The 11,845-nt window shown below is 47.2% G+C and carries 12 protein-coding genes and 1 tRNA gene; 9 read left to right on the top strand and 4 right to left on the bottom strand.

Translation table 11 applies throughout. The annotated features are described in order from the left end of the window. Window positions 1–10: 10 nt before the first annotated feature. The 3 genes from Q0882_RS02710 to Q0882_RS02700 all read left to right on the top strand — a co-directional run bounded on the left by Q0882_RS02710 (window position 11) and on the right by Q0882_RS02700 (window position 1,349). A complete protein-coding gene (locus Q0882_RS02710) occupies window positions 11–808 on the top strand; it encodes an OmpA family protein (protein ID WP_299177697.1) in 798 nt (265 codons plus the stop codon). After that, the gene (locus Q0882_RS02705; RefSeq protein ID WP_299177695.1) at window positions 805–1,188 is read left to right on the top strand and encodes a PilZ domain-containing protein; all 384 of its coding nucleotides are present in this window, start codon (window positions 805–807) and stop codon (window positions 1,186–1,188) included. The genes Q0882_RS02710 and Q0882_RS02705 overlap by 4 nt, the downstream gene beginning before the upstream one ends. 84 nt (window positions 1,189–1,272) lie before the next feature. After that, window positions 1,273–1,349 (top strand) — tRNA-Met (locus Q0882_RS02700). A gap of 184 nt (window positions 1,350–1,533) precedes the next feature. Here Q0882_RS02700 and Q0882_RS02695 read toward each other — a convergent pair. The 3 genes from Q0882_RS02695 to Q0882_RS02685 form a co-directional block, all read right to left on the bottom strand. Beyond that, complete coding sequence (locus tag Q0882_RS02695) at window positions 1,534–1,935, bottom strand: Rap1a/Tai family immunity protein (RefSeq protein WP_299177693.1); 402 nt, start codon at window positions 1,933–1,935, stop codon at window positions 1,534–1,536. A 98-nt stretch (window positions 1,936–2,033) separates the two neighbouring features. Beyond that, window positions 2,034–2,966, bottom strand: a complete 933-nt coding sequence (locus Q0882_RS02690) for a sodium-dependent bicarbonate transport family permease (RefSeq protein ID WP_299177690.1) — start codon at window positions 2,964–2,966, stop codon at window positions 2,034–2,036. A gap of 2 nt (window positions 2,967–2,968) precedes the next feature. Beyond that, window positions 2,969–3,163 carry a hypothetical protein gene (locus Q0882_RS02685; RefSeq protein WP_299177687.1) on the bottom strand — a complete coding sequence of 65 codons (195 nt, stop codon included), beginning with the start codon at window positions 3,161–3,163 and terminating at the stop codon, window positions 2,969–2,971. A 123-nt stretch (window positions 3,164–3,286) separates the two neighbouring features. Here Q0882_RS02685 and Q0882_RS02680 point away from each other — a divergent pair, with 123 nt between their 5' ends. Both Q0882_RS02680 and nhaA read left to right on the top strand, forming a co-directional pair. After that, window positions 3,287–4,213, top strand: a complete 927-nt coding sequence (locus tag Q0882_RS02680) for a LysR family transcriptional regulator (RefSeq protein ID WP_299177684.1) — start codon at window positions 3,287–3,289, stop codon at window positions 4,211–4,213. A gap of 237 nt (window positions 4,214–4,450) precedes the next feature. Continuing rightward, window positions 4,451–5,830, top strand: a complete 1,380-nt coding sequence (nhaA, locus tag Q0882_RS02675) for a Na+/H+ antiporter NhaA (protein WP_299177681.1) — start codon at window positions 4,451–4,453, stop codon at window positions 5,828–5,830. Window positions 5,831–5,946: 116 nt separating this feature from the next. On the opposite strand, the gene Q0882_RS02670 is transcribed toward nhaA, so the two are convergent. Then, a complete protein-coding gene (locus Q0882_RS02670) occupies window positions 5,947–6,810 on the bottom strand; it encodes a LysR substrate-binding domain-containing protein (protein ID WP_299177679.1) in 864 nt (287 codons plus the stop codon). 106 nt (window positions 6,811–6,916) lie between these two features. On the opposite strand from Q0882_RS02670, the gene Q0882_RS02665 reads away from it, so the two are divergent. From Q0882_RS02665 to Q0882_RS02650, 4 genes are all read left to right on the top strand, one after another. Then, on the top strand, window positions 6,917–7,900 hold the full coding sequence (locus tag Q0882_RS02665) for a YeiH family protein (protein ID WP_299177676.1): 984 nt from the start codon (window positions 6,917–6,919) through the stop codon (window positions 7,898–7,900). Window positions 7,901–8,025: 125 nt separating this feature from the next. Beyond that, window positions 8,026–9,372, top strand: coding sequence for an aspartate aminotransferase family protein (locus Q0882_RS02660; RefSeq protein ID WP_299177673.1), 1,347 nt, complete (start codon window positions 8,026–8,028; stop codon window positions 9,370–9,372). Between the two features lie 39 nt (window positions 9,373–9,411). Continuing rightward, window positions 9,412–10,905 carry a CoA-acylating methylmalonate-semialdehyde dehydrogenase gene (locus Q0882_RS02655; RefSeq protein ID WP_299177670.1) on the top strand — a complete coding sequence of 498 codons (1,494 nt, stop codon included), beginning with the start codon at window positions 9,412–9,414 and terminating at the stop codon, window positions 10,903–10,905. Between the two features lie 413 nt (window positions 10,906–11,318). Then, a complete protein-coding gene (locus Q0882_RS02650) occupies window positions 11,319–11,777 on the top strand; it encodes a hypothetical protein (RefSeq protein WP_299177667.1) in 459 nt (152 codons plus the stop codon). Window positions 11,778–11,845: the final 68 nt, after the last annotated feature.

Raw genomic sequence — 11,845 nt, 5'->3', positions numbered from 1 at the left:
GGGTGTCGATATGAACTCTAAAAAAACCTTGATTGAAGAGGAAGAGGTCGCTGGTTGGATCTATACCTTTGCGGATCTGATGACGCTGCTGCTGGTCTTCTTTGTTCTTCTGTTCTCACTCTCTAGTGTTGAGGTAGAGCGTTTTGAGAAAGCGATGCGCTCTCTGAATCAGGCTTTTCAGGGGGAGGACGGCGCTAACAGTGTGATCGACCTACCGCATGAGGCCCCGATTAAAACTGAGGTTCCTGAGGAGATCGAAGAGATCTTGCCAGCCACTGAGCTGTCAGATAAAGAGGGAGAAAAGCCGAATGAAAATGAAGCCGATGCACAAAAATTGGCGATCGAGTCTGAGTGGAATCGGGTTTCTGAAGATCTGAACAAGCAGCTGCAGAGTGAGTTATCTAAAGCGATAGTTGAGGTTAGTGAGCCAAAAGATGGAAAAGTGGTGGTTAAGGTGCAGGGGGATCTGCTCTTTTCGCCGGGATCTGCTGAGTTTAACACTGCGATGATGACCACGCTGGACTCTGTTGTTTTGATGCTGAAGAAGAACCCACAACTCAGGCTCAGAATTCATGGTCATACCGATAACATCCCGATAGAAACGACGCGCTTTCCATCAAACTGGGATCTTTCAGCGATTCGAGCCACAAATGTGCTGCGCTATATGGTCCGTGGTGGGTTGGAGGTGAACCGTGTTTCGGCAACCGGTTACGGTGATTCAGTGCCGATTGCGGATAACTCGACACTGCAGGGACGATCTGAAAATCGGCGTTTGGAGTTTGTGCTGGAACGGGAGGATCTAGAGTGAAGATTCCGGTAGTGATCGATATAAATGAGCAGGAGAATCGTCGCGGTGCATTTCGGGTTGAAGCCGATGGCAATGTCAGGATGACGATCAATGATGAGCCGGTCACTCTGCTGGATATTTCAGAGACCGGAATTGCGTTCGCTACTGAGGAGACTCTGAGTGGCGAGATTGAGGGCGCGTTGATCCTGTTTGAGACGCGAAAAAAATATCGCTTTAAACCTAAACTCCGTGTGACCTTCTGTGCCCGAGGGCGATGTGGCGCTGAGTTTATCGGTCTGTCGGAGCGGGCGCATATGGCACTCTCAGAGCTGGTGGTCCAGTTACAGAAAGCCAGAATAAGGCATGCCAAAGCTCAGCGTGAGGAAAATGATGGTGCCTGATCCGGGCTGGTTTTCTTTTTGAAATATTCTGAATAAAAGGGTTGTGGTTTGGGTAACACGTCTGTACTATACGCCCCACATTGATGCGGGGTGGAGCAGCTTGGTAGCTCGTCGGGCTCATAACCCGAAGGTCGTTGGTTCAAATCCAGCCCCCGCTACCAAATTTAAGAAAGCAGATCAGTAACTTACTGATCTGCTTTTTTTTCGTCTATAGCCCCCGTCAGTTTCTCTGATCCACATGTATTTATTATTGGCTCAAAGATTAAATCGCTTTTTACACACCGCATTCGTCTGCTGACGATGCAGGGCATCGAACTTGGCAAATGGATCTTAGGTTCGATCGATTCAACAGGGGTATTTGGCTCTAACCGCATCAAATACAGTTTCTGCACTGGGTGATTTAGAAAGATCCTCTGTTTGCATTAATTGACTCAAAACTTCTTGGATAACTTTCTCATCTACCCGGTCTTCCGGCAGGCAGAAACCTGCAAAGTAGGTCGCAGGTACCTTTTCGTTGCGCTCGCCCACGCGGGTTTTAAAAGCTCTTCTGAAGAAATCAGAATGTTGGTCGTTTTTTCTGGCATCACCTAAACGTTCAATAATCTCACTGTCAGTGATCTGAGCGCCAGCCAGAAAACCCGCAATGTAGGCTTTGGTTAATCGGGATTGATCAGTGTTTTCTGCTGCAAATAGAGAAGCTGAAAACAGACAAATGATCAGTGAAAATGCGGTTGTAAGACGATTCATTGTTAACTCCTTGTTATTGCTTTTCGTTCTGCTTGAAACCAATTATAGGGTGTTACAAACGCTTAATATCTGATTGTATTCTCTATATTGCTTACCTGCTAGGCCATAAAACTAATGATCAATGTGCTGTATAAAGGGATGCCAACCAGTACATTGAAAGGAAAAGTAACCGTCAGAGATGAAGTAATCGATAAACTGTGGTTCGCCTTTGGCAGTGCAACAGACATCGCTGCAGGCACTGCAATATATGAAGCACTGGCCCCAAGTGTTGCCAGAAGAATCGTTCCGCCTACGGTTAAGTCGATCAGCTGCGCAGCCAGTGTGCCGAGTAAGGCCCCAAACAGGGGCATAACAACGCCAAATGAAGCGATAAAAGAACCATACTCTTTCAACAGGTTAATTCTGGAAGTGGCGATTCGTCCCATCTCAAGAAGAAACAGTGCCAGAACCCCGTAAAACAGGTTGCCAAAGAACGGCATTAGCTTTTGAGTTTGATCTCCTGCCCACCAACCCAGTATTAATGATCCGGTAAGAAGTAGAACTCCTTGGTTGAGAAAGATCTCATGTAGAGTTTTCTTCAGATCGAGAGATTGATTTTTGTTGCTGGCGAGCAGGAGGCCAACAGCAATCGCAGGTATTTCCAGAAGAGCGACAAACAGCGGGAAATAAGGCTCATAACTAATTTCATTTGCTTCCAGGACAGCAAGAGCAACCGCAAAGGTCGCAATACTGACTGAGCCATAATGCGCGGCAATAGAGGCGGAATCGGTACGGTTCAATCCGCCGAATTTTAATAAAACCGGGAAAGCAAAAAGCGGCAGCGTAGCGCCAAAGAGGATGATGACAAATGATTGCCAGAGTAGCTCAAGATTGCCGTACTGACCCAGAGCAATACCGCCCTTCAGACCAATAGCAATCAGTAAAAAGATTGTCAGGCTTTGATAAAGGCCCTTCGGCATCTTTATCGGCGCTTTAAACAGTTGTGCTAAGGCACCTAAGAGGAAAAATGCTGCGACTACATCCAGTTGCATAATCAGTGACCTGAAACCTGATTCGCCACTTCAGACCCCACCACAGCCCCTCTTCTTAATAGATATGAAACACCCGCAAGAAGAGCAGCAATAGAGATCAGTCCCCACCCAGGCATGTTGATAAGTAACAGTGTAGTGCCCAGACCTAGCAAAAGGAGGATGGAGAATAGTTCAAAGAGTAATGCGTTATCGTTCATTTGCTCCTCCGGAAGATATCGATTGGAGATATTTAGGGATCGCGCAATTATCTAACGATACTCTTATAGATAAAATTAGATAATTATTATGATATATATAGATAAATGTCTATGGGATTGGTTATGGCCAGACTGCATGCAAGGATAGGTACATTTCGCCAGTTGGAAATTTTGCTGGCGGTTTATAAAACGGGATCGATTACTCAGGCGTCTAACGAGTTGTTTCTGACACAACCCACGGTGTCTATGCAGCTGAAGAAACTATCAACTTCAGTAGGAGCTGAACTCTATAATCAGGTTGGACGTAAGCTGATCTTCACAGAAGCTGGGTTGGAAGTGGTCGCTGGCGCTCGAGAGGTTCTGGGATGTATTGAGCGTCTGGAAATGAAACTCTCTGATATGCAGGGACTTAAAGCGGGTACGCTGCGTTTAGCCGTAGTGACGACTGCAAAATACTTTATACCTCACCTATTAGGTGAATTTATTAAGCACTACCCCGATATTGATATCGATTTCAAAGTGGGTAACCGACAGCAGATCATTGATCGTATGGAAAATGGTGAAGATGATTTTTATGTATTCAGTCACCCTCCCAAAAACCAAGCCCTGATGTTAGATGAGTTTTTACCCAACCCGCTGGTGGCTATCGCCAAGGAGGGGCACCCTCTCTCTAAAGAGAAAAATATCCCTCTACAGAGATTCTTAGATCACTCATTTCTGATGCGTGAGAGTGGTTCAGGTACACGGTATGCTCTGGAAAACCATATGGAGAAACTGGACATTAAACTCAGTTCCAGAATGACCATTGAGAGTAATGAGGCGATAAAACATGCTGTTATGTCTGGCCTTGGTGTAAGTATCTTATCCAGCCATACCTTGGCGTTCGGTGGCAGTTTAGGTTTGTGCCGACTGGATGTTCAAGATCTTCCTATCATGACTAAGTGGTACCTTGGGCGCCTGAAGAGTAAGAAAATGTCGATTGTCGCTGAAACGTTCCTTAATTATGTAGTGGATCGTGGTCGAAAAGGATTACTGGAGGCACTGAGGTAGATTGATGGTGGTCTGAGCAAATGATTCAAAGGTGAATGACCACGTGGTTGTGGCTCTGTTGGGGGTAACTAGAGGTTAAAAGGCACCTAAAGGTATGATGGGTCCTGTATTACTCATCAAAAGTTAAAAATTTCCTAATAATTTTAGAAATATAACGTAGGATATCATCTGTTACTATTATGTCTTACGAGCGTAGATCAATAGTTCATACAGGGATATGGAGTTGCGGAGATTGCTATGAAACGCATCATTAAGTTAGCGGGTAAGGAGCATGTGGCTCCGTGGGAAAAAGCATTTGACCGAGTGTTAAGCCCAATTGAGGAATTTATTCATAGGCAAACCACCAGTGGTATTTTGCTTATGATGTTCGCGGTTGTCGCATTGGTCATAGCTAACAGTAATCTTTCTGAATCTTATCATCATTTTTTTCAGCAGTACTTCACCATAGGGTTGGAGAACTTTGGTTTGTCCAAGACACTCCATCACTGGATTAACGATGGCTTGATGGCGATCTTTTTTCTGGTTGTGGGGCTGGAATTAAAAAGGGAACTGTTGGTTGGTGAGTTGGCCAATGTAAAACAGGCCCTGTTACCGATTATTGCTGCGATTGGGGGGATGATGATACCCGCCCTGATCTACTTTGCCATTAATCCTAGTGGCCACACAGTTGATGGCTGGGGCATTCCGATGGCCACTGATATCGCATTTGCCTTAGGAGCGTTGGCTTTGTTGGGTAACCGGATTCCGCAAAGCCTTCTGATGTTTTTGATCGCTGTAGCGATTGTGGATGACCTGGGTGCGGTTACGGTCATTGCCCTTTTCTATACGGAAACCATCAATTTAGGGGCACTGGGATTAGCGGGCTTATTTATTATGGTGCTTGTATCACTGAACCGCGCCGGTGTTCGGATGTTGTTACCCTATCTGCTTATTGGCGCATTCCTCTGGGTCGCGATGCTGAAGAGTGGTGTACACGCGACGTTGGCGGGTGTGATCCTGGCTTTCACCATCCCTATGAAGCCTAAATATGATCCAAAGCGCTTTCTCTCACTGATCGGAGACAGCGTAGATAAGATTAAAAATGCCTACAAAGAGAATGAGAATATTATCGTAAACGATGCGCTGCGCTCTAAAGTGAGTGCGTTGGGTAAAGGTGCTTATCTTGTACAAGCGCCAGCTCAGGTACTGGAGAGTAAGCTGCATCTCTCTTCGGCCTATCTGATTATACCGATCTTCGCGTTGGCAAATGCCGGTGTTGCTATCAACTTTGCTGATCTCGGTGGGGTGATTCTTCATCCGGTGACGATGGGTATTGGGCTAGGATTGGTGCTAGGTAAACTGATCGGAATCGCAGGATTTACTTGGGTCGCGGTGAAAGCGGGCGTGTGTGATCTGCCGACAGGGCTCAACATGAAGCATATCATCGGTGTTGCGTTTATGGGAGGGATCGGATTTACCATGTCGATCTTCATCGCCGAACTTGGATTTGCGCATCATCCGGAAGATCTTCTGATGGCGAAATCTGGCATATTGTTCGCGTCATTCTTCTCAGGTGTGACGGGCTTTATCTGGCTTTACCTGACGGCTAAGGATCAGGGAAAAGAACAAGCTGAATAAATCTGCTTGATGAGAGATCAACACAAAAAAGCCCACTTTGGTGGGCTTTTTGTTATCTATGTTCCAGAAATTTAAAAAATCGTGCTAAAGCTTTAGTGTGCTCCTTTCTCTCGGAATTATTGGCGCAACATCTCTGCGAATGCTTCAGCAAGAGGGTGGTTTGATGCCTGAGTCACGATGGAGAAGCGTCTGCTCAGATCCAGAGGTGAGGCCAGCTCGACTAATTTTCCCGATTGAATATCTTCCCGAATACTCAAACGTGATAAGCAGCCGATCCCCAGATCGGATCTGACAGACTGCTTTATCGCTTCCTGGCGATTCATCGCTAATGACTGCCCTACAGAGCCTCCCGCTTTCTGTACTGCCTGATCGAAAACGTTACGGGTACCTGAGCCTGCTTCCCGCAAAATCCAGCGGTAATTAGGGAACTCGTCCAAGGTGATAAAGCCTGATTTGGCAAGGGGGTGTGTTGGGTGGCAGAACAGTGCCAAATCATCCTCCAGCCAGGGCGTGATGGTCAATTTTGCCGGTGATGCTGGCCCCTCAATCAATCCAATCTGCGCCTGACCTTTCTCCAGCTGGCTGATAACTGTGCCGGTGTTGCCGATCATAATTTCCGGTATGACCTCTGGGTGAGCGACCATAAACTGAGCCGTCAGTTGCGGCAGAAGATAGCACGCAATGGTGACACTGGCTGCAATTCTGAGTGTTCCGCTAAGTTCCCCTTTTGAAGGGTGCTCAATCTCTTCTATCAGGAGCATGATCTGACGAACCTTGGGGAGTATTTCCAGCCCTTTATCTGTGATCTGCAGCTCTCTTCCCACTCGGGTAAAGAGTGGAAAGCCGATAGCTTGCTCCAGCTCTTTCAGAGATTGGCTCGCTGCAGACTGACTAAGGGCCTGTTCTTCAGCAGCAAAGGTCAGCTTTTCCAGCCGGGCCGTGGATTCAAAAACTTTTAACTGGCGTATGGATAGGCTCATAACAACTGTTCGGTTTTGTTAATGTTTCTTATCAAATATATCCATTATACCTATATGTATTTTTTGGAGACAATGCGCTCACTCTTAACCACTACAGGGCAGCCTTGTGTCTCGATCTATACTTCTTCCAATGATTGCCTCTGCAGCCGTTCTTCTATCCGGGTTGGAGCAGTTGTCTCAGGTTGGGCTGAGTGCACTCCCGCTGGCGATCCTGCTGGGAATGGTAGCAGGCCATTTTGAGGGTGGGGCGCTGTCAGAGCGGGACCATCAAGTGACCCGATTCTGTCAGAAACGGTGTCTACGGATCGGCATCATCCTGTTTGGTTTAAATCTAAGTTTCCAGCAGATCACCAATGTAGGCGTTGAAACATTGCTCCTGAATGTGATTGTGATCTGTGTGATCGTGGGGAGTGGATTATGGGTAGGAATCCGGCTCCTAAAGCTTCCCGCTGATACCGCTATTCTTATCTCCGCAGGGAGTGCCATCTGTGGAGCCGCGGCGGTACTGGCAACGGATTCAGCCATAAAATCCAGGCAGCAACAAGCGACGGTAGCTATTGCGACAGTGGTGTTGTTTGGGACGTTGGCGATGTTTGCTTACCCTCTGATATTTCCCTACAGCCAGATGTCTGAGCAGGCATTTGGGATCTATATTGGCAGTACGGTTCATGAAGTCGCACAAGCGGTTGCGGCAGGCGAATCGGTGGGTGTTGTGGCGCTGGAAAATGCAGTGGTGACAAAGTTGATCAGGGTGATGCTTCTGGCGCCGTTTATTGTCATCTTGAGTACACTCATTGCCCGGCGAAATGAACCTGAAGAAAAGTTAAATCTTTTCTCAGTCATGCCCTGGTTCGTCTTCGGATTCATGCTGATGGCTGGCCTGAATTCGGTGCTGGAGGTTCCAGAACCTATAGGGCAGACAGCTTCCTTCGTCAGTCAGTTTCTATTGGCGATAGCGATGGCTGCGCTAGGTGTCCAGACCCGTATATCTCTAATTAAAGAGGCCGGTGTAAAGCCTATTATCATGGCGTTCATTCTGTTTGTTCTGCTGCTTGTGGGCGGCCTGTATCTGAATCTTTTACTGGTTTGATACGCACGTTTTATTGTTTAGCTTTTGCTTAACATAGCTTCAGAAAGTTTGAATTTAACTAAATTTAAGCTGCGCGATAATGACCTCATAGTTTGATTAATGCTGCAGAATTATGAGGTAGCGAAATGAATAATAAAAATGAAGTGCTAGCCCAGGTCGGGTTGTCATCTGAACAGTTAGATGCTCATTGGATGCCATTCACGGGTAACCGTGATTTCAAAAAAGACCCACGAATGATTGTCTCTGCGGAGGGGAACTACTACACCTCTGCTGATGGTCGAAAAATCTTTGATGGGCTCTCAGGTCTCTGGACCTGTGGTGCAGGTCATAGCCGCCCGGAGATTACTGAAGCGGTTAGTCAGCAGCTGAAAGAGCTGGATTACGCTCCTGCGTTTCAATACGGGCATCCAAAATCTTTTGAGCTGGCCCATCGTATCACCGAGATGATGCCGGATACATTAAACCGAGTGTTCTTCACCGGTTCGGGGTCGGAATCGGTTGAAACCGCTTTGAAAATTGCACGCGCATACTGGCGTAAAAAGGGGCAGGGCAGTAAAACCCGCCTAATCGGGCGTTCTAAAGGCTATCACGGGGTTAACTTTGGCGGCATCAGCGTCGGAGGGATCGGCCCCAATCGAACTATCTATGGTCAGGGGATCGATGCAATTCATCTGCCGCATACACAGATACCCGAGAACCGTTTTGTTAAAGGCTGCCCGGAAACGGGTGCCCATCTGGCGGATGAACTAGAGAACCTGGTTGCGATCCATGATGCCTCCAATATTGCTGCGGTCATTGTTGAGCCTGTGGCTGGTTCTGCCGGGGTAATACCTCCACCAAAAGGTTATCTGAAACGTCTGCGTGAGATCTGTGACAAACACAATATCCTGCTGATATTTGATGAGGTCATTACGGCATTTGGGCGCATGGGGGCACCAACCGGTGCAGAAGTATTTGGAGTAACCCCGGATCTGATGACCACTGCGAAACAGCTGACCAATGGTGTCGTACCCATGGGAGCTGTTATTGCAAAACAGGAGATCTACGACACCTTTATGGAAACCGGTGGTCCGGATTACATGCTGGAGCTGCCACACGGTTATACCTACTCAGCGCATCCAGTAGCCTGCGCTGCAGGCCTCGCTTCGCTGGATATTCTGCAGAACGATAAGCTGATTGAGCGCGTTCAATCTATCGCGCCACAGTTTGAAGAGATGCTACATAGCCTGAAAGGCACTCAGTATGTATCAGATATTCGTAACTGCAGCCTGGCGGGTGCGTTGACTCTCGAATCAGCCCCTGGTGAGCCGGCATTACGCCCCTATCAGGTTGCGATGAAGTGTTGGGAGAAAGGCTTCTATGTTCGTTATGGCGGAGACACCATTCAGTTGGGTATGCCCTTTACCACTGAAATCGAAGAGATTGACAGCCTGATTAATGCACTGGGTGATTCCATCTCAGAGCTGGACTAATCCATCTAAAAATAAATACAGATTAAGAGTACTACTATTATGACTACAACAATCGGACATCTGATTGACGGCGCTATTCTTAACGATGCATCTCGCGCTCAGGATATTTACAACCCATCTACGGGTGAAGCATCAAAGCAGGTCTCTCTGGCATGTGCTGGTACGGTTGAACGTGCCATCGCTTCAGCTCAGGCCGCTTTTCCTGCATGGCGTGATACTCCGCCAGCTAAACGTGCGCAGATTATGTTCCGTTTTAAAGCCCTGCTCGAAGAGAATGCCGATAAGATCTGCGAGATGATCGGTGAAGAGCATGGCAAAATCCACCACGATGCAATGGGCGAGTTGATCCGAGGGATCGAAAATGTTGAATACGCTTGTGGTGCACCGGAACTGCTCAAAGGCGAGCATAGTCGTAATGTCGGTCCCGGCATAGATTCCTGGAGTGAGTTTCAGCCTTTAGGTGTTGTTGCCGGTATCACACCGTTTAACTTTCCAGCGATGGTGCCACTGTGGATGTATCCGATGGCGATCGCCTGTGGTAACACCTTCATACTGAAACCATCCGAGCGTGATCCATCTTCAACGATGTTTATTGCTGAACTGCTACATGAAGCGGGTCTCCCCAAAGGCGTTCTGAACGTAGTAAATGGCGATAAAGAAGCGGTTGATATTCTGCTAACAGATGAGCGCATTAAAGCTGTGAGTTTTGTCGGTTCGACACCGATTGCGGAGTATATCTACAGCACAGCCAATGCGCACGGTAAGCGTTGCCAGGCGTTGGGCGGTGCTAAAAACCACGCGATCGTGATGCCTGATGCTGATATGGATAATGCTGTGAACCAGCTTTTAGGTGCTGCGTTTGGATCATCGGGTGAACGCTGTATGGCACTATCGGTTGCAGTTGCTGTTGGCGATGAAGCTGCAGATACGCTTGTATCCAAGTTGACTGAAGCGATGAAACCGCTAAAAGTGGGCGCATTCAGTGAGAGATCTAATGACTTTGGACCGGTGATTACCCGAGCTCATCAGGAGAAAGTTGTTGGCTATATTAACAGCGCAGAAGCAGACGGTGCTCAGGTTGTTGTTGATGGTCGTGCGCCTGAAGTGGCAGGGTTTGAAAATGGTTTCTTTGTCGGAGCAACGTTGATCGACCGTGTGACCTCTGAGATGGTCAGCTATCAGGAGGAGATCTTTGGTCCGGTATTACAGGTTGTACGTGCAAACACTATGGAAGATGCGATGCAGCTGATCAACGATCATGAATATGGAAACGGTACCTGTATTTTTACACGTGATGGTGAGGCTGCACGCTATTTCTCTGATCATATTCAAGTCGGTATGGTAGGGATTAATGTGCCACTGCCCGTACCTGTTTCGTACCACAGCTTTGGTGGTTGGAAGCGCTCCCTGTTTGGTGATCTGCATGCTTATGGTCCGGATGCGGTCCGGTTCTACACTAAGCGTAAAACGATCACACAGCGCTGGCCTTCCAGCGGGGTACGAGAAGGGGTGTCATTCGCATTCCCAAGTTAAGGTTTTCCTCAAGAGGTCCACTGATCCTATACCCCATAGGATTGTTTCAATATCACTTCGCGAAAGATGTTTTTCGCACTGGTAAGTGATGCTTCCTTTGGCAGGTTTCGGCATACCGAACCTGCCTTTTTTGTCTCTGTCTTCATTAGCTCAAATAGCAGCGTCAATCACCGTTGGTGTCTCAGCAGTATCCCAATCGAAGTGGGTTTAGATCTCTCCGGCTGCATCGCTTTTGCCTATGGGCTGATCTATCTGGCTCTTCTAACTATCATTCATCACTCCACCTTTTAATTAAAGATAGCGTGTTGCGTTGACCCACTGAACTCACAAGAGTTCTACCCTAAGGAGACATAGTGACTAATGTTTAGAACCCAATCTTTCTCATACCGCATTGCTAGTCTATGATGTTAGCTATGCGTAATTCTATCTTAGCTATCAGCCTATCCATTTTGCTCCTTGGTTGTGGAGGCCGTTCCCTTTTAACGTCCGATTTGTCCAATAAAGATGATTTTGAAACACTTGTCAGTCACAAACTAATCCTTCTCTCAGGAGAAAGAACTTGGTTCTTGATGCGAGACCCTTATGACCCGCTCACCAGCTTTAGTGATGGCTACAAGCTCACCTTAATGCCCTCAGAACGAGCGGTTAACATTATATCTGGGAAAATAAAACCTCCAGACACTCCAAACGGTTTTTACGAGATAGTAGGGATTGTCGATGGTAGTCATATCCAAATTGAACGAGTTCATGAATACGGGATGGAAACTGCAGCACCGGTGGCATTGGGTTACATTGAGCTAAGTGACGGACGTCGATATCCATTTGAATCTGAATGGTGGTCAATCTACAAGTCGCAGATTGCGACAAAATGAACTTAAAAACAATAACGAATACTTGTATTTTATGCGCGCTCTGGATAATTAGCCGACCTATTTTCTAT

The sequence above is a fragment of the uncultured Neptuniibacter sp. genome, assembly GCF_947498015.1.
GTDB lineage: Bacteria > Pseudomonadota > Gammaproteobacteria > Pseudomonadales > Balneatricaceae > Neptuniibacter.
Note: the sequence above shows the minus strand (reverse complement) of the source record. Positions and strands in the feature narration are given on the sequence as shown.